Raw genomic sequence first — 26,392 nt, forward strand, 5'->3', positions numbered from 1 at the left:
GTTTGCTGACCAAACTGCGGTCGTCAAAAGAAACGACCCTCGCTGCCTGAAGTCCGCCGCTGGCTCATGGAGGCGCTGGCCCTTTGCACCTGCCCGCACTGTCAGACCCGCTTTACACGCCTCCGGGATCATCCTCGATACATCGTAGCCTTTACTTAACGGAGTAGTGCTAGAGGCGGTTCGTCGTGGAGGACTGCGCTTCACTTTCTTTCGATTCGTCGAGGTTGCGCCCATCGACGACGATGCCGTTGTCGAGTGGGTTGGTTTTTTCCATGCGCAAGCGGCGGAACAAAGTCTTGATGTCACGCACCCCGCCCCAAGTGAACCAGATGCCGGTAACAACGGTAAGCACGATGGGAATTCCAACTCCTGCCACATGCCAGAATTTCGACCACACGGCTTCGGGCCACGGCGCGACAACGTTCCAAATCACGCCCGCGATAAAAACACCAAACCAGCCCAGCGTCCATGTGCACAAGCCGCCTGCGATCCAACGATCCCCACGCGTAAACTCGCCTCCGATGCCAGCAATGCGTTGCAGCAAACGCTTCGGTTTGATCTTTGGTTCCAGCACCGGCACGGGCATGTCCCCCCCCCCCTCGGGTATCGCATACGCGCCACGATGCAACATGCGGTCCAGATTGTAGGCCTCGCGACACGTCAACCACGACACCACCACGTAAACCGCAATCGCGATCAAGGTTGAGAAAAACGAAATCTGCATCCCGTTGAGCGGAAAACCGGTCACGATTTGGCGCGTCATAATGCCCCCCGCCGAAAGCAAGGAACCGGTCAGCATCGCCGACCACGCGCCTGCAGTCGTCCCGCGTTTCCAATAAAGCCCGCCGATGATCACGGCACCGGCGCCGCCAACATAAATCGCCATCGTGACCTGAAACCACATGACAATGTATTCCGTTTGTCGGAACAAACAGCCGAACAGGAACGCGAACACCGCCACGCCCGCCATGCCCATGCGCAACAGGCGGATGTGCTCGCGCGGAGTTGGAGCGCGCTTGCGCAAGGGCACGATCACATCCTGCACCAGAATGCCGCCCCACGAATGCAAATGCGTTGAGTCGCCACCGAAGGCGCCGAGCAACAGAACCGCGCAAAACATGCCCTTGATGCCGATGGGCAACAGATAGGAAAGCGCGACGGGCACGCGCATTTGCCCGCGAATCTGCGGGTCATTGATTTGTTCAATCGCCTCGTGCGCAGGCGCGGAGACGGATGCAAAGTTGGGATGCGCAAGAAAGGTCAGTGCGCAAATGGCCAGCAGTGTGACAACAGAGCCTTTGCCCAATTCCCGCCACTTTCCCAAAATGCTTCCCATGCGAGATTCGTGCGGCGTCAGTGACGCGGAATTGTAGGCGCTCGTGTTTTGCCACGCCATCGTTCCGTAAACCGCCACGAAGGCCCCCATCAGCGCATACCAGAGGTTGAAATCCTGGATTTTCATCGCGTCGAACGGATTGAGCATCGAGAAGCCCGGAGTGCGATTTCCCAGCACCGTTTCGATTTCTCCCCAGCTAAACATGGATATGAGCGCGAGCACGATGATCAGATAAAACAACTGCGAGATGATCCCCTCCACGCAATCGGTGATCATCATTGTGATCAGTCCGCCGAGGAGCGTAAGCGCGAGGCTGATGGACAAAAATCCACCCATCAGGAGCATGAAGGTTGGTATCTGAAAACCGACTACGGAAACGGTTTCAGGCAAATGGAGAAAGTGAACAAAGAAGCGTGTGCCCACCGCCGGGATGATGCCGAAGTTCATGATGCCGGCGAAAAAGCCGAGCATGCCTGCGAACAGGCGAAATTTGCGGCTGTAACGGAGTTCGAAAAACTGCGCCAGCGTCATGGCGCGGGTTTGCCGGAAGCGGTAGGTGACGAATCCGCTCAAGGCCACGATGATGCCCACCGGGGTCACTACTTTGCTCCACCAAGTCCATGTGAAGCCTGCGCGCGAAATGATTTCAAATGCCGCAACAAACACCACTGCCCCCGCCTGCATTTCCCCCTTGGCAACAGCAAGCAGGTAACGTCCCGCAAGTCGTCCGCCCGACATAAAATCGGCCACGCTTTTCATGAAGCGGTGCGCATAAATGCCAATGCCAAGAACAAAAAGTATCGGAACAATAAGTAGAATCCAGTCGAGAAGATGCATGATATAGAGCCAGCGCTCAGTAGCTGGTAGTTAATAGTCAGTGGTTGATCGTTGGTGTTAGGTGGTCAGTATTCAGTGAAATCAGTGTATTTAACGGTAGGGAGGCCTCCGCTGTGCATGGTATAAGAATGCAATACTCATTGCGCCATCGTAGGGGCTTCGCTTGCGAAGCCCGCGAATTTATAATTGTGCTTCGCTTGGCAGACGTGGGCGTCGCAAGCGACGCCCCTACAGCGGGGGGGGGGGGGGGAGGGCAATTAGAGCATTTTTAGTTGAGATGTAGTCGTTGCCTTATCTGGTAGGGAGGCCTCTCCGAGGCCTCCGCCGTGCGTAGCATGAGAGAGGATATGAACCCCAAAGGTGTTTGGAGGCGTGGTTTCGGAGGCCTCGGAGAGGCCTCCCTACCAGATAGGAATGGCTATGTTCTTTTGGAATGCTCTATTATATTATGCCATTATCATACAGCGGCACGGAAAAATTTATCCGCGTCATATATCTCTGTGTGAGTAAAATGAAGCGGTGTTATTTGCGACGGATATTGCTGCGACGCAGCCAGAGCATGAAAGCCAGCAAGCTGCCGCCAATCAAGAGCGCCGTAGTCGCAGGCTCCGGCACATTGGGGGTCGGGATTTCGGTGACTGTCCCATTTAGTGTCATATTATCGAGGCGCCAGAATGCGTTATTCACACCGCCTGAACCATATCCATAAATGCGAAAGGTAATCGCTGTCAGGCTCTGATATTTGGGAGCCGAAAGATCAACGGTGTATGTCTCATACGCATATGTTGTGCCGGAGCTTGCCTTCAGAACAGCTACTGTGGCGATGCTTTCAGATGTTTCAGGATTTCCTCCAGTTAAGGCCAAGCTCGTATTAAAGGCAGCGTCACCAACGTTTGTGCGGACTTGTGTAGAAGTAGACCGGTCAGTTGTTGTACTTTGATTACTGCCACCGACATAGAGCGAAAGCGATGTGAGGTTGAGCATGTAACCAGAGGCGGCTTCGATGGTAAAGGTCATGTATTTGGCATCATTGAAAGATGGTCCAGAATTGTCACCTCGGATGAATGCAGTGTTTGCACTGCCGCCAAAGCCATAAGTGCCTGTTACTCCGGACCAACTGGCAACTCCATTGGCAATATTTGTGGCTTTGGAGGTCGGCGAAAATGTAATAGCTGAATCGTTGTTGGGGAGGTCAAAATCATAGAATGCTAATACATCGGCGTGGACGGCTGAGGATACAAGCAGGCTTGCGGCGGCGATTATAGTAAGGAACCGGGTGCAGGTTGTTGTTATTTTGGTTTTCATGATGTTGTAGTGTTTAGACGTGATTATGGTTTTTGGTTTATTTGGTGGGTGTTGCTTGTTGCGGGCCCGTCAGTCGGAACAAACGCACGGCAAACGGGGTGAAATTTTGTGGGTTGCGAGCATCGCTTGCGGACAATTCCTCGCCGCTAATCAAATCGGTGGCGCGGTAGTTACTGTTGCTCCAAGGCATGGGCGCGGATGTGGCTTTCGCGCTGTTGTTCACAATGGCCACCAAATGGCCTTCGGGCGTTTCAGCCGAACGCACTTCCAAGCGGGCATAAGGGACATCATAGAGCGCTCTGCTCGCAGGATGCTTGTATTTCGAATGGGCGACTTGTCCGAGTTTTTGATACTCGGGACGCATGATGGGCGAGGCCTTGAAGGCGGTCTCCAAGCGGCCCAGTTTGACGATTTTGCCGCGCGCAGTCATGGCCTTTACGATGTCAGACGGGAGCGGGAGGCGGTAAGAATCGAGGGTCGGAACAGCATCGACAAAAATCAGCCGGACGTCAGCGGGCAACGCGGTCAGGGCGCGGGCAGTGGCGGGTTTGAGTAGTGGACTACACACTACAAGGGTTCCCTTTTTGAGCGCGGAAAGGTCGTTCTCGATGTAGTAACGCCAGGGGTTTCCGGTCATGGACATGCGGGCGTAAACTTCGGCGAGCGGGTTGCCGTCGGAGTGAAAACCCATTTTGCGACGCATGATGTCGCGCACGTCGTTGAGATTGAGTTTGGCGGTGTCGAAATTTTCGTCGGTGCCAGCACCGTAAAGGTCCCCGAGTTCCTGGCTGGAGAACCAGTTTTCCTCGGTCAAGAGGACCTTGAGATCGGCGTTTTGGTAGGCGCGGGCGAGGGCGCGGAAATACTGCTGCGTTTTTTCGAGGTCGCGAAGGACGCCGGGGGTTTGCGCGTGGTTGGCAAGGACGTCGGGTTTGGTTTTCCAGCGGTCGTATTGGAAACTGGCGGTCCAGTATTCGCCGAGGAGGGCGCTGGCGAGGTAGCGGTAACGGGAGATTTCAGGCGAACCGCGGAGCTTGTAGGTGTCGTGGTAGAGGTGGAGTTCGGAGTTGAAAATGGGGAGCGGTGTGGTGTCGGCGGCGGCTTTGATGGCCCAGAGCGGGAAGAGGGCTTCGACGTCGTCCCAGCCCGCCGTGGTGATTTGCTTGCATTCGCGCCAGGTGAAGGGATCAGGGCGGCTGTGCTTGGAATTGTAATACACTTTGTCACCGAGGACGGGTTTGAAGCCGTCGCGAATGAGCGTGTCGAAGATGATGGCGAAGTGCTTGCGGGCGATGTGACGTATGTCGAACCAGCCGCCGGAATCGGGAGCTGGAATGTCAAGGGTCTCAAAGTTGGCAAAGCGGGTTTTCCAGTTGCGGTTGAGGGCGGCGATGTCGTTGCCGTACTGGGTGGCGAGTTCTTTGCAGATGATTTTTTTCCAGAATACGGAGGGCGTTTCTGCGGCAGGAATGACGCTTGTTTTCGCGGCGTGGGCTTTGGCGCTGTTGATTTCTTCCGCCATCAGATGGGTGTCTTCGCCGATGGTTTTTTTGGCGGTTTCCGACTTGGGATCGGGCCATCGGGAGAGGAAGAGCGAGGTGCCAATGTGTGGGCTTGTTTCGTTGCCAAGGATGACGCCGCGAACGCTTGGGTGGCCTTGTATTTTTTCGGCCCACTTGCGGGCGCGTTGCACGTTGGTTTCAAGCCAAAGCGCCGGGTTTTCGGCGTAGCGGTCGAAGATCATTTTGGGTTCCCAGCCGTAGTGGAGTATGACCATCAGGGGCAGGCCATTGGCGTCGGCCCAATCGAAAACAGGCGTCGCGAGCGGGTGGCCGGGCACTTGGAACCAGGCAAGGGCCATCTGGTAGCCCTGACGTTTGATGTCGGCCATTTTTGCGATGACCTCTTCTTCAACACCGGGCACGGGGGCGGTCTTCCATCCGGGTTTTCCGCTGATGTTGAAGACGGCTCCGTGCCACAGGGGCACGTCCAGATCGGAGGCGCGCAGGGTGGCAGTAGCCGTGCCTGCGCACAGGAGTGTGATGAGAATGGTGAGGGTCCGGGTGGTTCTACTCATTTTTGTAGTGTCCATTTCATGACAACTTCGCTGGTGCCGGACGGGAGCGGCACGGCGAAGAGCGGGCCCATCTCGCCGGGAGCTTCCTTGCGACCGGCAGGAATGCTTTCGGGTAGAATGACGGGAGCGGCGGGAACGACTGATGCGCCGTTGACGAGCGTGGAGGCAGGCAAGGTGTTCCAACTGCGCAGGACAATCTGGCCGGCTTTGGGCATTTCGATTTTCAGCGAAAGTTGCCCAGTGGATTCATCCCACGAGAAAGCGGCGATTTTGCCGGGTTCCCAATTCACGAGGAAGGCAGGCACATTGTATTTGCGCGACAAGAGCAGCACGTGGACATCGAGCATGTTGGTGGGAGCGTATTGGGTTCTGCTTTTGGTGCCGACTGTCACATCGACCTTTCCTCCCTTGAGCGTGCTGGACAGGCCCTTGGTGGCGTCGTCGGAGTAGTCAACCAGTTCGGCGTGCGGCCAGTCGCGCAACCAGGCGCGCATGGCGTATTGGGTGTGGATGGCGAAGTCTTGTTTCCAGTCCCATTTTTTGCTGCCGACGAAGTTTTGTTGATAATTTTTCCAGTAAGTCGGTCCCGTCAGTTGCTCGCGGTAGCGGAACAATTCGGACTGATTTCCAAGCCACGCATAGGCGAACATGGAGCGCTGCATGCGAGTGCGGCCTTGCACGAGTTCGAAGTCGAGAAGCATGGGACCGTGTTCGCTGGCACCATCGCAAGTGAGCGCGGGGTTTTTGGTTTCCGGGTCCACCCAGCGCGGCAACAGCGATTGGGTAACGAGCGAGGCCGAAGTGCGGCTCAACAAATACTGGGCGCGTTCGTGTTCCGCACGCGTGCCGAGCACATCGCTCATGCGCTCAAGTCCCATGAAGGTGAGGGCGCCGCAAATCATGGGATCAAAGTGGGTGACAAAAATGTGCTCGCGCAAAGAGACGCCGGGCCAAGCCCAGTCGGCGTAAATTTCTGCGAAACGAGTGATGTCCCACGATTCGCGGTAGTATTGGGAAATCCACTCCCAGTCGCCGCTGAACTTGGCGTAAAGGTAGCCGTAATAAATGGGGGCCATGTAACTGGGCACGTCGCCCGCCATGTAGTTGGGTTTTTCAATACTTCCGGCGCTGTTGGCGTAGGGATGGCCGGTGATAGGTTCGCTTTTGCGGAAGTAGGATTCGTGGTGAAAGGAGAAGCGAAGCACGGTTTTGAGGCGCTGCACCAGAGCCTCGCGCCTGGCATCGTCCAAGACGGACCAAGGCGCGAACATGGACATTCGGAAGCTGCCCCAGGGCATCAATCCGGCGAGGTAACGGCTCTGGAGGCGGAGCTTCCAAGTGTCGTAATATGCCTGGGTGCCGGGCACCATTTGCTCGCCTTTGAGGATGGTCGGGCTGGTGACATTGCGGAAGGTTTCATCGGCGACGTATTCGGCCACGATGCGCGGGGCCACGTCTTTTTCCTGACCGGACATTGCGGGTTGGAGCGCGTATTCGGGTTGACCCAAGGGGATGTTCCATTCGCAGGCGTTTTGGTTCGCGAAGTAGAGGAAGGGGCCGAGGCGTCCGCGTATCCGTGGATCGGTGACACCGGCGAGGATCGGCCAGCCGAGTTCCTTGTGCGAGAGGGCAAATGCCGCCGGGATGGGCGCGTAGTCGGCGCTCTGCCATTCAGGATTTCCCCAACGGTGATAGGTGAATTCGTTGCGGATTTTCACCTCCGCTTTTTGCGCTTCGACGCGGAACCATTCGCGTGTGGAAAGTGGATAGGTGTGGAGAAGTTTTGCCAGAGCCGCGGCGCGTTGGGCAACGGGGGTGACGTTCCATTTGTCGCTCTGCCACTTCACCTCCATGCTTTCGGCAATCGTGAAGCTGTCGCCGGGGTGCGGGTTGATTTCCTTGAGGCCGGCGCGAACGTCTTTGAGCAATCCGTCGAAGGCGGTGCTCAGGCCGACGGTGCCGATTTCTTTTTGGTCGGTGGAGACGAGAGTCAATTCACCGAACTGCGTCTGCAATTCCAGTCCATCGCGGAAGGTCATCAGGACGGCCACGGCGTCGTCACCGATGTAGTTGGGGAATTCCCACAGTTCGCCTTTTTGGACAAAACTTCCGGGGCCCGGTTTGAAGTTCCAGAGGAATTGACGCGAGACGGGTGGGTAAACTGCGACGATCCACGGTTGCGCGGGTTTGCCAAGCGACATGGGCGAGTTCCAGTCGCCGCGTTCGCGGGTGACGAGTTCCACTTTGTTGCCTTCGCGGGGAACGAGAACGAGGAGGGGAAATACGCCGCGTCGTTCGTGTTCGGGGATGGTGCCGCGCCAGTCCACGCGGTCCTTGTCGCCTTCGCGTTTGGTGAGCGTGAAGTTGGAGGCGTTGGTTTCGACCAAAAACCCGGGAGCGGCGCTTCCTGTAATGAATTTCACACTACGTCCGCCCTTGTAGTCGCGAGTGCGTATTTGGTGACTCCAGTCACCGGCCATGCTGTCTTTTGTGGGAACGCCGTTTGTATCGGGAATGTGGATATCGAAGTAATCCCGCGGGAATCCGCTGTAGGAAAACATGTCGTATTGGCTTTTGTAGAACGAGTAGTCGGCGACGGTTTCGTTCATGAGGCCGTTGACGGCATTTACCGCGAAGCGTCCGATGGCGAGTTTGGAGAGGCCTTCGGTCCAGGTCTGTCCGTCAATGTTGCGTTGCTCGTAATTTACAGTCGGCAGGTTTTCCCAGCCAGTGCCCGCAGGGGGGGGGGGGGGGGGGGAGGCATGGAGAAAACTGAGCGAAGCTAAAAAGCAGGACGCGAGCAGGGAACGTTTTTTGATGAAGCGGTGAGGATAGGTCATGATTAGGAACTGAGGGAAAATTCAGAAGAGAGAGAGTGCGCGCCCGGGGGAGGCGGAGGGGAGGGGGGGGGGGGGAGGGCGTTTACGGAGTGGGAAGATATTGCGCCCAACGGGTGCTGTCGGTGCCGAGAGTTTGCTTGGTTTCCCCACGCACCATGCCGTTCGCATAAAGCACGTTGGCCTTGTCACGGTGACGGTAGGCCGTGGTTGAAAAACCGGATACATAGCCGTTTACCTTGGTAATATCCGTGTCTGTGAAGAAAATTACACGTGGATTCAGTTCAAACAGCTTATACTTGCCGGGTGTGGCTTCGTTCGCGAGTTGCCCGTTGATACCGTAAGAGGGATTGGCGTTGGCGGTGAAATCGATGCACGGTTCGAGCGGGCAATAGGCCATGGATAACTTGGTGCCAACAAGTCCGGTGAAGGGAGTCGTGTAAGTCTTCGTATCGGCACCGGTGCCTGAGCTGCTGCTCTGCCTATACCAGCGAGCTTGAGGCACCTTGCCATCGTTCTCCAGAGCCCATTGCGTGACCAAGGTGTAGAGCTGCCGTAAATTGCTTGTGCAGCGCGCTGACCACGCGACCTGTCGGGCCGTTGAAACCACTGGGAGTAAAATGGCCGCGAGGATGCCAATGATCACGATGACCGTCAGCAATTCGACCAGTGTAAAACCGCCCTGCCTGACAGAGGGGGAGGGGGCATCCGTTGACTCGGTGATGAGGGTTTCTGGATGGGTCTGGGTTCTCATAAAGAAAGGTAACAGCCAAAGTTTGTGTTTGGTCAGCGCAGGCTGCCAACTCGCAAGAATGCGACATTTCCAGCAAGGATGCGACATTTCCGACATTGTGCAGTCGCGCACAATGCGGCATCAAGGCGGATAGCAACAATGACACCGTGTCGCCATGAGTGATAAAAATTATGCCGTTTTCGGCATCCGCGCACTAAAACAAGCGCTTGCCGATGGCGACGCTTACGGAGCGCATATGCGTTTGATGGAAAAAATTCTCCAGCGTTGGAAGGACGGAGGTTCGGCAATGACCATCGCCGTTCATCAAAATCGCTTGGAACGCCTGCCTGAATGGAAGGAGCGCGGGGAACGGCATGGCACCAGTTTTTCCTGTTCGCCGTTTCCTCGTTTCATGTTCGTTTTGGGCGGGGAGTATCGGCTGGTTCATGACATCAAGGATCGGTCCTTGGATCGTGTTGTGCGTCCGGGCGAGCTCTACTGGGTGCGTCCCAATGACTGGAATCTCATTCGCAATGACACGCCGCGCACAATTTTTGCCGTGATTTTCAAGCCGGATCACACGCGATATATTTGGTATCACCACAAACGAGAAACGGAAAATAGTAATGTGTTCTTGGATACGGATCAGGCGTTTCACACGGAACTTTGGTATCATACGCACGCACCGGCCAGCGTGGCCTTGCGACACACGATCGGCTTGATCGACGAAGTGACTGCACTGGATGTCAGCGCGGGAGCGGCGGAGGGGGCGGGAGGGGGGGAGGCGCGGCAGGAGCTGTTGCACACGACGGGACAGACTTTGCTCGCGTGGTGTTTGCAAGAGTTGCGCAGGGATGAGAGCTTGGCGAAATCAGCACGGTTTGCTGGAACTGTCTCACCGGGAAGGCGAATGTTTGAGGAAATTTGCGCGTGGATCACCGAGCGTTTGCAGCACGATTTGGAGCGCAGGTCCGTTGCCTCAATTTTTCGTATCAGCGAGGATCACTTGACGCGTTTGTTCCGCACTCATGCGCGTTGCGGTTTTGTGGAGTTTGTCCGTGCCGAGCGTTTTCGTTTGGCGGAGCGTTTACTGACCGACAATCGGCTTTCGGTGAAGGAGGTCGCGAGCGCGTGCGGCTTTAGCTTGAGCGCGTATTTCATAAAACGTTTCCGTCAACAACACGGTCTCACACCCGCCACATGGCGTCGGCAACAAGCTGTCGGATGATCGGCAGAAAAAGTGGCGCGGGCGAGACGCCCGCGCCACGATGCAGATGCGATAAAATCAGAACTGATTTTAGACGCAGTCCGTTTTCCAAGCGTGGGCGCGGAGGGCGTTTTCGTCGGGTTCGATTCCGAGGCCGGGGCTTGTATCGAGATGCACGATACCGCGTCGTTCGACTGCGCTTTTGGTGGGAAATAAAACGGAATCGTCCAGGAATTGCGAACCGTTCAACGCTGCCGGTCCGGTGAACCCGAAGGCCGCGGCAACTTGGCAGGCGGCGAGCTTGGTGACCATGCTGTCGGAGAGTCCGCTGACCAGCAGGCCGTGCCCGGCAGAGGTGGCGGTGCCCAGTTGCAGAAGCGTCGGCCAAATGCCTCCGGTTCGTGTCAGTTTGAGCACGAAATAATCCACCAATCCCTCCGCAGCGTGAGCAAAATAATCGCCGGGGCTCACACTGCTTTCGTCCACCGCAAGCGGTATCGCGGTTTGCGAACGCAGGTGGCGCATCTGGTGCATTTGGTCGGCGGCCAAGGGTTGCTCGAGCACGTTGACGGCGTGTTCTTCGAGCACGCGGGCGAGGCGCACAGCGCGAGTGAATTCCACGCCTTGATTCGCGTCCATCCAAAGAAAACTGTCCGCGGGGACATGCGTGCGCGCAGCCCGCACGAGTTCTTCGTCCTGCTTGAGACTGACGCCGACTTTGAAGTTGAAATGCGCAAAGCCTTCGCTGCGTCCGGCAGCAACATCGTCACCAACTTCGGCGGGGCTTTTCACCGCCACGGTCCAGCTCAAGGCGACTTCGGTTTTTTCCGATGAGCCTCCGAGAAATGCGCGCAAGGGAAGTCCCGATGCGCGGGCGCAGAGGTCGTGCACGGCGATGTCCAGGGCGGCTTTTGCAACGGGCATTCCGGTGCTGGGTCCACGGCCAACGGCGGCGTGCATCCGGGCGTGTAAGTTGCGTCGGTCCCAAATATCGAGTCCAATCACGGCGGGCGCGAGGTGCTTGCGCAGCGTGGATACGAGCGACTCCGGGGTTTCGTAGGACCATTGCGGGTGGGCGCGTCCTTCGCCCCAGCCGTGACAGCCTTCGGAGTCTGTCACTTTGACAAAGACGAGTTTGGCGAGGCTGCCCTGCGCTCCTGCGCTTCCTGAGGCAAAGTTGAAGGTGCGTTTTACCGGGAGCTGAACAGGGAAAACTTCAATGCTTTTGATGGTGCGTGATTTCATAAGATGGGAGGCGGGAGGACAGCGGGAGGACAGCGGGAGGCGGCGGGAGGAGGCGGGAGGAGGGCGGAAGGTGGCGGGAGTTTAAGTGGTAGGGAGGCCTCTCCGAGACCTCCGTGAGCGTGGTTTGAGAAAACGAAATTCGTAGGTGGATGGAGCGTGGTTGCGGAGGCCTCGGAGAGGCCTCCCTACCGTTTAGACAGTGGCGGGAGTTTTGTCTAATTCGGCACGGGTCACGGTGCGGTTTTCGGTGATGGAACGCACCATGAGTTCGCAGGCGGCCATGGTTTCCAGATTGTTTCTCACACTGATGCCGGGTTCGACTCCGGTGGTCGCGTAGGCGTGGAAAGCGCGCAACAAGTTGTCGTGCGACTGGTCGGGGCCTTGATCGATGACGACTTTCGGGCGGGCTCCAAATTGCTCGGTGGGACGAGCACTGAATGTCAGGACGCCAGCGCTGAGAAAGAGCGCACCGCGTTCGCCATGCAGTTCGATGTCGCGAGTGCCGCGAGCCGCGTCGTGCGTGTGGAGGTAGTGGACGCGCGTGCCGTTGGCAAAAACGATGTGGGCCGAGGTGTTCGCGTCGTGCGGATACGCCGACCATCCGGCGCGCCAGGAATGCGCGGTCATTTCCTGAATGGGACCGAGCCAGTAGAGCAGGTTGTCAAAGTGGTGACACGACATGTCCCAAACCGAGGCGAACGGATAGGTGAGCGTGCGGGGGAGGGGGCGGACGCGTTGTTCGCTGTAAGATATCTGGTGAACAGGGCCGAGGTAGGCTTCGAATGACGGGTCGTTCAGGGCGCGGCGGATGGTTTGCTCGGTGGATTGGTAGCGCATGAGTTGGGCCACGATGGCGGTGGCTTTGCGCTCTTGAACGTAGGCGGCCAGTCGTTGCGCGGAGGCCCAGTCGGGAGCCATTCCTTTGGCGACTTGCACGGGCAGGCCGGCGTTGACGGCGCTGATAACCATATCGACGTGGAATTGCGTCGGGGTGCAAATAATCACGCAATCAGCGCTCGATTTTGCGAGCGCTTCATCGAGGGAGGTGTAGCAGGCGCTTTCGGGCAGGCCTGTGGTTTCTCGTGCCGCGGCGAGGGCGGCGGGGTTCACGTCGCAGAGGGCGTGCAAGACAAAGCCGGTGGAGGCGTTGGCATGGGCAAGCACCCAGCGGGCGTGATTGGTGACGCCAACTTGCAGGGCTTTGAGCAGGGGAGCGGGTGTGGTGGTGTTCATGTAATGTTTTTTGGATACGGAGTGATTGGTGCGTTTGGTCGGAGAGTTTGTTTTTTGCTTAAAAAGATTTTGAGAAATCCGTGGCAGGGGGGGGGGGGGGGGGAGAGGAAGACCGGCGGGTGGAGTGGGAGGGGCGGGAGGTGGCGATGAGCTTTTTCAAGCGGACTTCAAACTTCGGAGCGGAGAGGGGGATTTTTATTGTTTTGTCTTCCAGCGAGGACTGGAGGATGGCGTTGCCGAGTTCGACGGAGTGAATGCCTTCGGCGGCGGGTGCGATGAGTTCCTCGCCGTGAAGAATGGCGTTGGTAAAGTTTTTGAGGATGCCGATGTGCTGTTCTCCGTGATTGGCGGGCGAGGGAATTTGCACGTCCAAAACGGCGGGTTTGCCAAAGCTCTCGCTCGTGGTGGCGCTGAACTGGGACATGGGAACTTCGTTGCGGGTGTAGATGAGGCGGTTGTTTTCAAGGACGAGTTTGCCTTGTTCGCCGGTGACTTCGAGTCGGTTGGTGCCGGGAGCTTCGCCTGTGGATGTGATAAAAACGCCGGTGGCTCCGTCGGGGTATTGAAAGTAGGCGGTGACGTCGTCCTCGACCTCAATGTCATGGTAGCGACCCAATTGGCAGAAGCCGCGAACTTGGGCGGGCATGCCGAATATCCACTGGTAGAGGTCGAGGTTGTGCGGGCATTGGTTGAGGAGAACGCCGCCGCCTTCGCCTGCCCAGGTGGCGCGCCAGCCGCCGGAGGCGTAGTAGGCGTGGCTGCGAAACCAGCCGGTGATAATCCAGTTGATGCGGCGAATGGTGCCGAGTTCGCCGCCGCGAACCAGTTCCCGGACTTTTTGATAATAGGGGTCCGTGCGCTGGTTGAACATGGCGGAGAAGACTTGCCGTTTGTTTTTGTGCGCGGCGATGAGGCGCTGGCAGTCGGCTTTGTGAACGGAGATGGGTTTTTCAACGAGGACGTGGAGCCCGGCGTTGAGGGCATCGATGCCGATGGTGGTGTGGGAATAGTGGGGCGTGGCAATAAGGACGGCGGATTGGAGGAGGGCGCGGTGGCCTGTGTAGTGCTTGATGCCTTGGATGTCAGGGAGACGGGCAGGGTTTATGTCGCAGTGGGCGGTGAGGCGACAGCCGGGGACTTTGCCGCTGAGGAGTTTATGAGTGTGGGAGTTGCCGATATTGCCGACACCGATGATGCCGAGGCGCACTTCTTTGAGCTTTGGAGGTGGCATGGAATTGGGCGTCAGGTCAGAGGGTGGCGGCACGGGCTTCGTCGGCTTTTTGTTGGGCGAGCATGGAGAGTTCGGCGGCCTTGAAGGCGTGCTCCTGTGTCATGGAATTTTCGGTACGATTGAGGCAGTCAAGAATGAGTCTGCCGAAGAAGGGGAAACCGACTTTGCCTTTGCAGTTGATCATGTACTCGCCGCGTTTGTCGGCCATGAAGATGAGTCCGCCGCCGGTGTCGCGGGCGATATCCAGAAGCCTTCGCACTTCCAGAAAACCTTCGGTACCCAAAATAAAAGTACGTCCGTCGCCCCAAGCGCGAAGACCGTCGGGCGTGAGCCAGTCAACGCGGCAGTAATAGGAGGCGCCGTTGTCGGCAGTGAGTGAGGCTTCCCCGAAGTCTTCCAAACCGGGGGTGTCAGGGTTGTTGAAATTGGCAACGTGCGCGGAGTTGATCCGGGCGTCCCGCGCACCTGTGTAGGCGAGGAATTGTTCGAATTGGTGTGAGCCGATGTCCGTCAAGATGCCGCCGTAGCTTTGTTTTTCAAAAAACCAAGCAGGGCGGTTTGCTTTGTTGAGACGGTGGGGAGCGAGGTTGATGACTTGGACGACTTGGCCAATGGCTCCTTGCGCGAGTAGTTCACCAGCGTGCAAGGCGGCTTCGGAGTTGAGCCGTTCGCCGTAGTAAACCATGTATTTTTTGCCGGTTTGTTGAGTCGTGCGGCGGGCTTGAGCGAGTTGTTCGAGGGTGGTGAAGGGGCTTTTGTCCGTGAAGTAGTCTTTGCCGGATTGCAGCACGCGGCAGCCGAGGGGACCGCGAGCGGAGGGGATGGCGGCAGAGGCTACGAGGCGGATTTCCGGGTCGTCGAGAATGGTTTCAAGGCGGTCCACGGGCTGGACGCCGGTGGTGCGGTATTTTTCGAGGAAGGCGTTTCGTTTGGCGGCGTCCGGTTCGTAAACGTATTTGAGGACGGCTCCGGCGTCGTTGAGTCCGTTGCACTGTCCGTTGATGTGGTTGTGGTCGAGGTGCGCTGCGGCGTAAACGAAGTCACGGCCCTGCACAACTTTTCCGGGCAGGACGCCGGCGGGTGCGTAGGGATGATCCGCAGGGACGGGGGGGGGGAGGGGGGAGATGGCTGCGCTCATGGGTGGATCTCCGCACGGGGGCTTTGACGGAATTCGTTGGCGAGTTTGGCGAATTCGTCGGCGGTCCAGCGTCCGTCGCGATAGAACACGCGGTAGTTGAATTTCAAATACTCGCCAGCCTTCAGGCTTTTGGGACCGTGAAAGAGGAAGGCCGCGTTGAGGTAGGAGAAGCCGCGTCCGGGGTGCAGTTTCGCATACCAGGGAACGGGAGAACCGGGGTTGTCCGGGTGGTCGATGATGCCGATGGAAACGCGTTCGTCGGCGCCTCCGTCCATGCGTCCTTGCAACACGAGCCAAGGGAGCGGTTCTCCGCCGACTTGGACGGCGGCGTGGCCGATTTTCACTTTCGGATCGCAGGCTTGTTGATAGGCTTCTCCGCCAACTTCGGGGAGGATGCGTCCGTCGGGCAGGAGGAATTCCGCTTCGTGCAATTCGCGAGAGGCGCGGAAGCCGAGGCCTCCGTAGCCGCCCATTGTGCCGGTGTAGGGTGAGCGGTCGAGCGTGACGTCTTTCACGGCCCGCAGGACGCTGGCCCAGTCCAGCATCGTGATGCCGTCGGGCGTCAGGCGCGTGGTGATTTCCCGCGATTCTTGCAGCAGGGTGCCTTCGGTGGGGGAATCCCAATTGAGTTGGTGGCTCATGCGCGCGGTGTCGTTGGCCAATGCCTCCACGCAGGGGCCGGAGCTGGTGGTCAACATTCCGAATGGCGGAGTGCCGCCCCAGAAATTGTCCTCGTTGACGTATCGGATCGAGAACCACAGGCCGCGATGCCAGACGTGATCCGACATTTGCCATCCGGTCAGCACATGACCGCGAGGCGTGACCAAGGGATGGAAACCCGGTTGATTAAGCGAGGGATGATGGCGGTAAACGAGCGCACGCTCGTCGCCATCCGGGGCGGTGATTTTCGTCGCGTCGTTCCAGCGCGTTTGCAGGCGGAGAGAGGAGGGAGTCTGGGTAGTCATGGCGCGGTTGAGTATGCCAGCGGGAGGGACAAAAGCCAATTGACGGAACGCGCAATTAAATGGACGATTTTGCTGCTGCATGGACCGGTTCTTCGTAAATCTGAACAGCGTCACTGATGGGTTGCCTGGCATTCTCACGATACCGCGTCCCGATGGACTTTACTTTGGTCGGGTGATTCGGGCGAAGATTGACTATCAGGCTCCGCCTCGTCCGCGGCGTCCATCGCCCTACCACCACATGCACTATCATATCGTCCTCGTTACGGGTGGTGCGGGTGTGTTTGACATATCGGGCGAACTTTTGCCGACGAAGCCCGGCGCGGTTTTTTTCACGTCGCCCGGCCAGCCGCATCAGTTTACCAATGTTGGTCGCGATACGACGCGTTACACGGAGTTGACTTTCGAATTTGTCCGGGCCGATGGGCAAGCCTTGGACCTGGCCTTCGCGGAGATGCTTTCGACATGGACCAAACGGCGGTGTAATCCGGTTGTTCGTCATCAACTGTTGCCTGCTCAGGCCCGCATGTTGGGCGGTGGGATCGCGGCTTTGGTCAATCGCGGACAGGCCGTGCCACGACCCGATGATTTGGAATTGGGCGGGTTGGCAGCGGAGATTTTAACCATGCTTTTTCGCACGGTGTTTCAGCATGGTGGTCCGCCGCCGGACAAGATCGACCGGGCGCGTGATATCATCCGCGCCCGCTATCGCGAAAAGATCTGTCTTACGGCTTTGGCAAAAGAGGTCGGGTTGTCGCCCGCGCATTTTTCGCGGAGGTTCAAGGATCGTTTCGGACGCGCCCCGATTGACTATCAACTGGAATTGCGAATTCGCAGTGCGTGCGAGTTGTTGCGCACCAGTTCGGAGCCGCTGGCATCGGTCGCCGCGGCGGCGGGATTTGACGATGTGTATTATTTTTCGCGTCTGTTTCGTCAGCGTTTGGGAGAGGCGCCTGGTCGCTTTCGCCGAGCGATCCAAGTGACATAATGGATACAGAATGAGGAAGGCCAGTTGAGCATTCCGCTGCCTTGCTGGAGTAGTTTGTCGGGATGCGACATTTCCAACAAGGATATGACATTGCCGACATTGTATTGCCGGGCAGGAACACGGTTTTAAGTGTGCCGACAACAAGGGTCCTCCTACGGCAATGAGTGATAAAAATTATGACATTTCCGGCATCCGCGCACTGGAACAAGCCATTGCCGGTGGCGACCCTTATGGCGCACTTGTGCGACTTACAGGAACGGTTCTCCAACAATGGCGGGAGGGTGGGGCATCAATGACTCTCTCCGCCCATCAGAAGCTTCCGATGCGTTTATCGGAATGGGAGGCTCGCAGGGAACGGCATGGCACCAGTGTTTCCTGCACGATGTTTCCGCGCTTCATATTCGTTTTAGAGGGGGAGTATCGGGTTATTCATGACATCAATGATCGGTCGGCGGACCGCGTTGTGCGGACGGGAGAGCTTTATTGGATACGGCCCAATGACTGGAATCTCGTTCGCAACGATGCGCCGCGTGTGGTTTTCGCCGTGAGCTTCACGCCGGACCACACGCGATTTCTCTGGTATCATCACAAACGCGAGCCGGAAAATAGTAATGTATGTTTGGATACGGACAATGCGTTTCACACGGAGCTTTGGTATCATACGCATGTGCCGGTCAGCGTGGCCTTGCGGTATGCGATCGGCTTGATCGATGAGGCAACGACTTTGGATGCCAGCCTTGGCAAACTGGGGACTGATTCGGAGCGGCAGGAACTGCTTCACACGACCGGAGAGGCTTTGCTTGCGTGGTGTTTGCAGGAGTTGCACGCGGATGCGCAGTTGGCGGAATCAGCCAGGTTTTCAGGAACAGTCTCACCGAGCAGGCGAACTTTTGACGAGATCTGCGCGTGGATCACCGAGCGCCTGCAACACGATTTGGAGCGCCACTCTGTTGCCTCTATTTTCCGTGTCAGTGAGGATCATTTGACGCGCTTGTTTCGCACTCATGCGCATTGCGGCTTTGTAGAGTTTGTCCGCGCCGAACGCTTTCGTTTGGCAGAGCGATTGCTGGCAGACAGTCGGCTCTCGATCAAGGAAGTGGCCGCCGCGTGCGGATTCAGTCTGAGCGCGTATTTCATAAAACGTTTTCGCCAACAACACGGTCTCACCCCGGCGGCATGGCGTCGGCAACAAACAGGCATGTCAGGTGCCAACACCTTGGTCTGATTCCCCCTCCCCTCCCCCCTCCTCATTTCCCTGCGCTAACGCACGATGAATACAACGAACACCAACCACATCTGGAAAACCACGCTCTTTTCTGCACCCGCATTGGGGTATGCTCTCACGCGAATCCCGGCGCTGGTCTGCACGAAAAACGGCGTCCTGCTCGCCTTTTGCGAGGGACGTGACGACAAGAGCGACTGGGCCGATATTAACATCATTTACCGCCACAGCACCGATGGCGGAGAAACATGGAGTGACGCCCGCATCATCCTAGACGGCGAAGGTGGTCCCGCGTCCAATTCCACGCCCATCGCAGGCAAGGACGGCACGGTGCACTTCATATGCCAGAAAAATTACAAGGACGTCTATTATTACCGGTCCACGGACGACGGCCTCACTTGGAGCGAACCGCGCGACATCACGTCAGTGTTCGACCACTACAAAGCCGAATACGACTGGGAGGTCATCGCGCCCGGCCCCGGCCACGCCATCGAATTGAAGAACGGACGCCTACTGGTGCCTGTCTGGCTTTGTGATCCTGCTGGGCCTGCTTTGGTGGGAGGCGATCACCGGCCCTCTTGCGTTTCCACCATCGCCAGTGACGACGGCGGTCTCACTTGGAAACGCGGCGACATCATTGCCAACACCACCGACATCATCCGCAACCCCAGCGAATGCACCGTGGCGGAACTGTCCGACGGTCGCGTGATGATCAACATTCGCAGCGAATCCAAAGGCTATCGCCGACTCGTTTCCATCAGCGCCGACGGAACGACTGGCTGGACAAAACCCGTTTTTGACGAAGCTCTTTACGATCCCATTTGCATGGCCAGTTTCCTTTCTGCGACTGATCCGGAAACCGGCAAAAAGGTGTTACTCTTCTGCAATCCCGACAGCCGCCACGATCTCGAAGACAAGGACGCACTGCATTTCCGTTCTCGCTCCAACGGCGTGATCAAGCTCTCGCGCGACGATGGCAAAACCTGGTCCGAATGGCGTCTGATCGACGGCGGTCGTTTTGGTTACTCTGATTTGGCCAGCGATTCCAATGGCAATGTTTATTGCGCCTACGACACCGCCATGTGGGGCGAGACGCTCCATCACGGCTGGAAGGAAATCGTCTTCGTCCGCTTCCCGCTCGACTGGATTTCCGCAAATCCCTTCACGAAATAAATATCGCCCACACGCCCCCGCACCTGTCCTCCGACCCCCGGTCATCCTCCATTCTCCGAACATCCTATGAACATCAAAACCGAAACCCACTCCTTTCAACGCAACCTGTCGGTGGCTGGGCACTACGATCTCATCGTCTGCGGCGGCGGACCCTCCGGCGTTCCTGCTGCCCTGGCTGCGGCGCGAAACGGGTTGAAAGTCCTCCTCATCGAAAGCTCCGGTCAACTCGGCGGCGCCGGCGTGTCCGCGGGCGTTTCCCATCTGCTCGGATGTCGCGCCGTGGACAACTCCTGCTGGGCCGTGGCGGGCCTGCTCAAGGAAGTCACCGAGGACCTGGCCGCCATCGGCGGTGCCATCCATCCCGAGACGATCAAGCCGGAAAAATACTCGCCCCACGGCTGGACCGGTGCGATTTCGACCCTCACCTACGGCGTGCCCTTTGATCCGGTTGCCATGTCCGCCCTGCTCGACCGCAAGATGCTGGAGGCCGGGGTCGATGTGCTCTTCTTCACCCAGTTTGTGGACGTCGAGATCACGGACTCACGTATCCAAAAAATCATTGTATCCAACAAAAGCGGACTGCTCGCCTACGGCACCCGCGTCGTGGTGGACGCCACGGGCGACGCCGACGTGGCTTGGCGCGCCGGTTGCGACTACGTGAAAGGCCGTGAGGGGGACGAATTGATGGCGCCCGCATCGCTGATATTCCATGTGAACAACGTGGATCAGGACGCGCTGGCCTCGGAAATTTATCGCACCAATTCGTATCGTTTTCGCGAACTGATCCAGCGCTTGCGCGAAAGCGGCGAATGGACTTTCCCGTATGAGATTTTCATCAGCGTGCAGTTGCACGAAAAGGGCACTTTGATGATCAATACCACTCGTCATTGCGACGTGGATGGAACAGATGGCGCATCGGTATCCAAGGGCATGATACGCGGACGCTCCGAGATGATTGAGCTTTTCGCACTGATGCGAAAATATTTCCCCGGATTCAAAGACGCTCGGATCAAAATGGTCGCCTCCAGCCTCGGCGTCCGCGAGACACGCCGGATCCGCTCGGACTTTGTTTACCGTGTGCAGGACATTCTCAACGCCACCGATTTCCCCGACACCATCGCCTGGTCGGCCTATGGCTGGGACCTGCCTGATCCCAAGCGGCCGAGCCATCAACCCATGCATGGGGGAAAAACTGAACTGCGCCGCCTCGTGACGCCGATCCCCTATCGCTGCCTCGTTCCCCGCCCGATAAAGAACCTCATCTGCCCCGGCCGCGCCATCAGCGTGGAGCGCGACGTGCTCGGCCCCCTGCGCGAACAAGGCCCCTGCTACGCCATGGGACATGCCGCCGGCATCGCCGCCGCGATGTCCCTGAAGAGCGGCGTGTCGTTTGCCGATGTGGACATCACCCGGCTCCAGGAAAAACTCATCGCCGAAGGTGCCGTAGTGAATGATCCACTACAGCCAAAATCACAACCTTCGCCCAACGGTAAAAAACGGGATGGCAGGCCGGAGCCTTTGCCGGGCGCGTCCCCGTCCGACTCTGTTTCCCCGTTTGAAACCGCCACCAACACCTCCGACGCCGAAGACATTCCTGTTTTGGTAAACCAGTAATTCCGACCAGTAATCCTCCACCCCGCACGCACACACCGATTTTGGCAACCGCCAGCACCATGAAAATCACCGCAGTTAAATGCATTCTGCTCTCCTGTCCCTATGCGATTCCGGGCGATCTCGAACGCGAATTTTGTTTCGCCGACGGGCACCGCACGATTTCCGTCATCAAGGTTGAAACCGACGAAGGCATCCACGGCCTCGGCGAAACCTACATCGGCGTTTTCGCGCCTGAAGCAACACAAGCCATCGTGAGGCAACTTGAAGTTGATCTCGTCGGTCGTGATCCGATGGATACAGCCGGCATCGCCAACATCCTCAAACTTGCGACTTACTACTGGGGCCGTTTCGGCATGTCCGCCAGCATCGCTGGCGGCATCGAAATGGCGCTCTGGGATCTCAAGGGCAAGGCGCTCGGGGTCCCCGTCCACCAACTCCTCGGCGGCAAAGTCCACGACCATATCCCCGCCTACGCCAGCGGCGGAAACAACAAGCCCTTCCCCGAACTCAAGAAGGAATTACTCGGCTACAAAAAACTCGGTTTCGGCGCCGTCAAAATCCGCATCAACTACCTTGAGCCGCACGAAATCATCGAGAAAGTCGCCTACTCCCGCGAAGTTCTCGGCGACAAAACCGGCCTCGGCGTTGATGCCTGCCAAGGCGTGAATCCCAAGGCCTGGAACTACAAAGAAGCCATCGGCATCGTCCGCTCGCTCGAACCCTACAAGCTCCTTTTCGTTGAGGAACCGTGCGAGGTCACCGACTACAAAGGCTTCGCGAAAATCCGCGCCGAGACCGACTGCGTCATCGCCGGCGGCGAAACCGTATCGAGCCTTGTTGAGGCGGAAAACTACCTCGAAGCCGGAGCGCTCGACCTCTTCCAACCCGACGCCGCGATCATCGGCGGCATCAGCGCCTTCCGCCGCGTCGCGCAGATGTGCGAGCGCAAATTCATCAAACTCGCCGTGCACACCTGGGCCGGTGGCGTCGGCATCATGGGCAACTACCACGCCGCCTTCGCCTCACCCAACTGCACGCTCCTCGAGCTGCCCAACAACCCCTTCCCGCTCCGCGAAGAATTCCTCGTCCAACCCCTCACCCTCGTCAACGGCGGCATCGCCGCGCCCACCGCCCCCGGCCTCGGCGTCAAACTCCCCGAAGACGTCGAAAAACGCTACCCCTACCGCCCTGGCTCCTTCTACAGCACCGTCGGCTACCCGAAAAAAAACCTGCAAACGCTCAAAAAGAAGAAGTAACGAAAATATCACTACACCCTGCAGCCCGCCCCCCCCCCCCCCTCCCCCCGCACACTTGGTTCATCATGTCCAAAAAACTAAAACTCTATTGCAGCCACGACGCCTTTTACGCCGACGCCAAACCACGCTCCCGCTTTGAAAAAGCCTGCGCCGAACTCGACGTCGAACTCACCTGGCGCCCGCAAAACACACCCGAAACCGAAGCCCGCGCGCTCATCAACCAAAGCGACATCGTCCTCGGCTGGCCCGAACCGGACTGGGTGCTCGCATCCAACATCGCCTGGTTCCAATGCGGCTCCACCGGCTTTGAAAAATACGTCGGCAAAGGACTTGAAACCAAACCGCGTTTCACCATGTGCAACTCCGCCGGCACCATGTCCATTCCCGTCGCTGAACACGGCGTCGCGCTCATGCTCGCCGGCACGCGCCACATCGGCGAACACGCCGTTGACCAAACCAAAAAACACTTCGAACGCCGTCCGCCCTATCGCGAAGTGTTTGAGACCACCGCCTGCGTCTGCGGCCTCGGCAACATCGGCTCGCAAGTCGCCCGCCTTTGCCACGGCCTCGGCATGAACGTCATCGGCGTTGACATCATCAAAACGCACCCGATTGCAAAAGAAATTTTCCCGCTCGACCAACTCGCTGCCGCCGTTGCCAAGGCCGACCACATTTTCATCGTCCTCCCCCTCACCCCGCAAACCACCGGCATATTCAATAAAAAAATCTTCGACGCCATGCGCCCCGGAGCCGGTCTCTACGCCCTCGCCCGCGGCGCTCACTACGTCATCGACGACCTCGTGGCCGCCCTCAAATCCGGACAAGTCGGTTTCGCCGGACTCGACGTTTTCACCGAAGAACCGCTCAACCCCGACAGCCCCCTCTGGACCGCGCCCAACTGCCTCATCACGCCCCACGCCAGCGGACGCTCCGTGCGCGAACACGAACGCCTCGCCGACCTCGCCATCGAAAACCTAAAAAAGTTCAAAGCAGGCGAACCTCTCCGCAACACTGTCATGAAAAACCCATGACGCGCTAGCTCCCCCCCCCCCCGCACACACACCGGAACATGAAACCGCAAACCTCCTCTGAAATCCGTGGCAACTGGGCCACGCTGCTTCTCCCGATCAACGCCGACGACTCGATTGACCACCACTTGCTCGCCGACGAAATCGACCACTACATCGCCGCCCGCGTGAACGGCATTTACTCCAACGGCAGCGCGGGCGAATTCTACACGCAGACCGAAACCGAGTTTGACGACATCAATCAGCTCCTCGCCGAAAAATGCGAGAAGGCGCGGATGCCCTTCCAAATCGGCGCCAGCCACATGAGCCCGCAACTCTCGCTCGAACGCTTGCGCCGTGCCAAGGCGTTGTGTCCGTCCGCGTTTCAGATTATTTTGCCCGACTGGTTTGTCCCCGCGTGGCCGGAGATACTTGCATTTCTTGAGCGTATGCAAGAGGAGGCGGCGCCCATTCCGCTGGTCATTTACAATCCTCCGCACGCGAAACGTCACCTCACCCCGGACGAATGGTTGCAAATCGCCCGAAGATTTCCCGGCGTGGCCGGCATGAAAGTGCCCGGTGGTGACGACGCTTGGTATCGCGCAATGCAACCCGTTTTTGAGAAACTGTCGGTTTTCATTCCCGGACATACGCTGGCCAGCGGCATCTCGCACGGAGCGCATGGCGCCTACTCGAACGTTGCCTGCCTCAACCCCGCCGCCGCCCAACGCTGGTATGAACTCTGTATCCGCGACATCCCTGCCGGTCTCGCGCTCGAAGCCAAGCTCCGGGCATTTTGGGATGCGAACGTCGTTCCGCTGATCACGGAGAAAAAACTTCCCAACATGGCCGCCGATAAAGCCACCGCCGTGGCAGGCAGCTGGCTCCCCGGTCTCACACCACGTCTGCGCTGGCCCTATGCGTGCGCGACCACCGGGGACGTGGCACGCATCAGCCGCGCATACCGAGAACTCAATTGTTTTTCACAGGCCCCCGCATGATGCGTCGTTGCGCGAACATGACGGAAAACAAAGTAAAGATCCCCGGAGCTTGCTCCGGGGATCTTTACTTTGAAGACAGTCCCTAATCCCGCAGAGCTCACGCCGGTTTCAGTGTCGCCGGGCGCTGTGTGGCCAGGACGCCATTCCCAACATCCAGCACCTGCATTTATCCAAGCGTGTAGTTTACGATACATAGCGTTTCCTGTCTCTCGCCGCCTGACGAATCTGTCGGCGTGGACCATCGCATCTCCAAGTTGCACGCTTGCCTTCCGATTACTCCCGCAATCGCTCGTGTGCGAATTCAGCGTTCGCGTTTCATCTCGAACTTTTCTCCGGCGAGGGCGCGTTTGGCGAAGGCTCCCCAGAAGGGCGTAGGGGTGTAGTTCCAGTCGCTGATGAGCACGGGCGTCGCAGCCGGATGAAAACACCAGGCAGTGTAGTGGAAATTGTTCTTTTGGATAAAACCGAGCATGTCGGGCGCCCACGTATAAGGGTCTTCCTGGTCCTTGAGGGGGATGAAATCCATTTTTTTGACGTCGGCTCCGAATTCGGCGACGAGGATGGGGTGTTTTTGCGGGACGCCAGCAAGCTTGGAAATCCAGTTTCGATGCCAGTTGTAAGCGTGCCATGAATACACGATGCCGTTGCCGCCAAGGTCATCGAGAGCGTATCCGTTGGAAATGCCGGTGAGGTCGTAGGACCAACTCAGGCCGGAGGCCAGGACGAGGTTCTTGGCACCGGTGTCGCGCACGGCTTTGACGAGAGCTTGCATGCCAATGGTGTGGTTGGCTGCGGTTTTCTTGGCGCGTTCCTCAGGGGTGAGGAAGGAGTCTTCGTCGAGATTTTCCTTGTCGTTGGCGGTGTTGAGCTGGCCGCCATCACGCCAGACCTCCCAGCTCATGCCGTGGGGTTCGTTAAAGATGTCGAAGAGGGCGGCGGGGTGGTTTTTATAGCGAGTGGCGACGTCGGTCCAGAAGGCGGCGTGCTCGGGGCGGGGGGCTCGGAAACGGTGGAGATCAATGAGCAGATATGCGCCGCGGTTGGCGGCGAGGGTGAGGATTTTGTCCACCTGCCTGCGGTAGGCTTCGCCGCCGTCTTTTTGGCCGGGAGTCTGGCCAAACCAGTGGTCATCGCGGATGGGAAGTCGGAGGATGTTGGCTTTCCATTGTTCGACGGCAACGAGGAGGGTTTTGGGGCCTTGCTGGTCTTGGTAGAGGGTTTCCATGCCGCTGGTGCTGAGGCCGCGCAGGAGGATTTCGCGTCCGTCGGGGGTGAGAATTTTGTTGCCGGAGACGTGGAGTTCGGGGGGCCATTTGGATTTGTCGGGGGCTTCGTCTGGGACGTAACGAGCTTTTTCCTCGGCGGCGCGTTTGGCGGCGGCGGCTTCGAGTTGGGCAGGGTCGGCGGGGGTGAGGTGGAGGTCGTCGAGGTCGAGGGTGCCGCTTTGCACTTCAAAGAGGGAATACATGAGGACGACGGCGGCGGCGTTGTCGGGGACCAGGAAACTGGTTTTGCGCTGAACCCATCCTTTGGTGTCGCGGTTGGTGAAGGGGTGCTTGGGCTTGGCGGCGGGGCCGTCGGTGATTTTGCGGTCGGTGGCGTCGAGGAATTCGATCATGATGCGAGCGTCGTGCCACTGGGCGGCGCCACGTTTGAAGTTGGCGAGGCGTTCGCGCCAGGCGAGTTCGAGGGCTTGGGGTTTGGGGGTGTTTTTCGGGAAATAGTGGCGGGTGTAGATCATGATCATCTCGCCGGGTTTTTGGGAGGCGAGGCGAAGGAAGCGGTTGCCGGTTTCGGGGTCTTTTTCCCAGGTGACGCCGGTTTCGGGGCGGGGCCATTTGTCGGGCCAGCCGGCAGGGTCGGTGGGGTCGGCGGTTTCGATGTTGCCGTTGGGGATGAGGTCGATCGCGGCGGCGAGGGTGGCAAGGGTTGCGGCGAGAAACAAGGCGCAGGTGATGGGGAGGCGGAGGAGGTGTTGTCGTTTGTGCAT

The 26,392-nt window shown here is 58.2% G+C and carries 19 protein-coding genes; 8 read left to right on the plus strand and 11 right to left on the minus strand.

Features of this window, described 5'->3' with window-relative positions; translation table 11 throughout:
* Window positions 1–169: 169 nt before the first annotated feature.
* The 5 genes from OBACDRAFT_RS00360 to OBACDRAFT_RS24730 form a co-directional block, all read right to left on the minus strand.
* The gene (locus OBACDRAFT_RS00360; protein WP_112787747.1) at window positions 170–2,173 is read right to left on the minus strand and encodes a sodium:solute symporter family protein; all 2,004 of its coding nucleotides are present in this window, start codon (window positions 2,171–2,173) and stop codon (window positions 170–172) included.
* Window positions 2,174–2,695: 522 nt separating this feature from the next.
* Window positions 2,696–3,478, minus strand: coding sequence for a PEP-CTERM sorting domain-containing protein (locus OBACDRAFT_RS27370; protein WP_112787748.1), 783 nt, complete (start codon window positions 3,476–3,478; stop codon window positions 2,696–2,698).
* Between the two features lie 37 nt (window positions 3,479–3,515).
* Window positions 3,516–5,555 carry a hypothetical protein gene (locus OBACDRAFT_RS00365; protein ID WP_043581922.1) on the minus strand — a complete coding sequence of 680 codons (2,040 nt, stop codon included), beginning with the start codon at window positions 5,553–5,555 and terminating at the stop codon, window positions 3,516–3,518.
* The gene (locus OBACDRAFT_RS00370) at window positions 5,552–8,395 is read right to left on the minus strand and encodes a hypothetical protein (protein ID WP_043581923.1); all 2,844 of its coding nucleotides are present in this window, start codon (window positions 8,393–8,395) and stop codon (window positions 5,552–5,554) included. Before OBACDRAFT_RS00370 ends, OBACDRAFT_RS00365 begins: the two co-directional genes overlap by 4 nt.
* Window positions 8,396–8,477: 82 nt before the next feature.
* On the minus strand, window positions 8,478–9,146 hold the full coding sequence (locus OBACDRAFT_RS24730; protein WP_052360773.1) for a type II secretion system protein: 669 nt from the start codon (window positions 9,144–9,146) through the stop codon (window positions 8,478–8,480).
* A 154-nt stretch (window positions 9,147–9,300) separates the two neighbouring features.
* Here OBACDRAFT_RS24730 and OBACDRAFT_RS00380 point away from each other — a divergent pair, with 154 nt between their 5' ends.
* The gene (locus tag OBACDRAFT_RS00380; RefSeq protein WP_043581924.1) at window positions 9,301–10,353 is read left to right on the plus strand and encodes a helix-turn-helix domain-containing protein; all 1,053 of its coding nucleotides are present in this window, start codon (window positions 9,301–9,303) and stop codon (window positions 10,351–10,353) included.
* A 69-nt stretch (window positions 10,354–10,422) separates the two neighbouring features.
* Here the strand turns inward: OBACDRAFT_RS00380 and OBACDRAFT_RS00385 are convergent, their stop codons facing one another.
* The 5 genes from OBACDRAFT_RS00385 to OBACDRAFT_RS00405 form a co-directional block, all read right to left on the minus strand.
* Window positions 10,423–11,577, minus strand: coding sequence for a mandelate racemase/muconate lactonizing enzyme family protein (locus OBACDRAFT_RS00385; protein WP_043581925.1), 1,155 nt, complete (start codon window positions 11,575–11,577; stop codon window positions 10,423–10,425).
* 192 nt (window positions 11,578–11,769) lie between these two features.
* Complete coding sequence (locus OBACDRAFT_RS00390; protein WP_043581927.1) at window positions 11,770–12,810, minus strand: Gfo/Idh/MocA family protein; 1,041 nt, start codon at window positions 12,808–12,810, stop codon at window positions 11,770–11,772.
* 58 nt (window positions 12,811–12,868) lie between these two features.
* Complete coding sequence (locus tag OBACDRAFT_RS00395) at window positions 12,869–14,041, minus strand: Gfo/Idh/MocA family protein (protein ID WP_043581928.1); 1,173 nt, start codon at window positions 14,039–14,041, stop codon at window positions 12,869–12,871.
* Window positions 14,042–14,057: 16 nt separating this feature from the next.
* Entirely contained in the window at window positions 14,058–15,179 is a 1,122-nt protein-coding gene (locus OBACDRAFT_RS00400; RefSeq protein ID WP_052360774.1) for a Gfo/Idh/MocA family protein, read from the minus strand.
* The gene (locus OBACDRAFT_RS00405; protein WP_157836846.1) at window positions 15,176–16,144 is read right to left on the minus strand and encodes a DUF6807 family protein; all 969 of its coding nucleotides are present in this window, start codon (window positions 16,142–16,144) and stop codon (window positions 15,176–15,178) included. Before OBACDRAFT_RS00405 ends, OBACDRAFT_RS00400 begins: the two co-directional genes overlap by 4 nt.
* Window positions 16,145–16,223: 79 nt before the next feature.
* Here OBACDRAFT_RS00405 and OBACDRAFT_RS27710 point away from each other — a divergent pair, with 79 nt between their 5' ends.
* The 7 genes from OBACDRAFT_RS27710 to OBACDRAFT_RS00440 all read left to right on the plus strand — a co-directional run bounded on the left by OBACDRAFT_RS27710 (window position 16,224) and on the right by OBACDRAFT_RS00440 (window position 24,402).
* Window positions 16,224–17,129: an AraC family transcriptional regulator gene (locus tag OBACDRAFT_RS27710; protein ID WP_052360775.1), complete on the plus strand. Its 906-nt coding sequence runs from the start codon at window positions 16,224–16,226 to the stop codon at window positions 17,127–17,129.
* Between the two features lie 160 nt (window positions 17,130–17,289).
* The gene (locus tag OBACDRAFT_RS00415; RefSeq protein WP_043581930.1) at window positions 17,290–18,354 is read left to right on the plus strand and encodes a helix-turn-helix domain-containing protein; all 1,065 of its coding nucleotides are present in this window, start codon (window positions 17,290–17,292) and stop codon (window positions 18,352–18,354) included.
* Between the two features lie 45 nt (window positions 18,355–18,399).
* Window positions 18,400–19,524 (plus strand): sialidase family protein, encoded by a 1,125-nt coding sequence (locus OBACDRAFT_RS00420; protein WP_052360776.1) that lies wholly within the window; start codon window positions 18,400–18,402, stop codon window positions 19,522–19,524.
* Window positions 19,525–19,590: 66 nt separating this feature from the next.
* A complete protein-coding gene (locus OBACDRAFT_RS00425) occupies window positions 19,591–21,138 on the plus strand; it encodes an FAD-dependent oxidoreductase (RefSeq protein WP_043581932.1) in 1,548 nt (515 codons plus the stop codon).
* A 59-nt stretch (window positions 21,139–21,197) separates the two neighbouring features.
* Entirely contained in the window at window positions 21,198–22,394 is a 1,197-nt protein-coding gene (locus OBACDRAFT_RS00430; protein WP_052360777.1) for a mandelate racemase/muconate lactonizing enzyme family protein, read from the plus strand.
* A gap of 65 nt (window positions 22,395–22,459) precedes the next feature.
* A complete protein-coding gene (locus OBACDRAFT_RS00435) occupies window positions 22,460–23,425 on the plus strand; it encodes a D-2-hydroxyacid dehydrogenase (RefSeq protein WP_043581933.1) in 966 nt (321 codons plus the stop codon).
* A 38-nt stretch (window positions 23,426–23,463) separates the two neighbouring features.
* The gene (locus OBACDRAFT_RS00440; RefSeq protein ID WP_043581934.1) at window positions 23,464–24,402 is read left to right on the plus strand and encodes a dihydrodipicolinate synthase family protein; all 939 of its coding nucleotides are present in this window, start codon (window positions 23,464–23,466) and stop codon (window positions 24,400–24,402) included.
* A gap of 301 nt (window positions 24,403–24,703) precedes the next feature.
* Here the strand turns inward: OBACDRAFT_RS00440 and OBACDRAFT_RS30435 are convergent, their stop codons facing one another.
* Complete coding sequence (locus OBACDRAFT_RS30435; RefSeq protein ID WP_043581935.1) at window positions 24,704–26,392, minus strand: glycoside hydrolase family 5 protein; 1,689 nt, start codon at window positions 26,390–26,392, stop codon at window positions 24,704–24,706.

It is taken from the genome of Geminisphaera colitermitum TAV2, from assembly GCF_000171235.2.
Taxonomy (GTDB): domain Bacteria; phylum Verrucomicrobiota; class Verrucomicrobiia; order Opitutales; family Opitutaceae; genus Geminisphaera; species Geminisphaera colitermitum.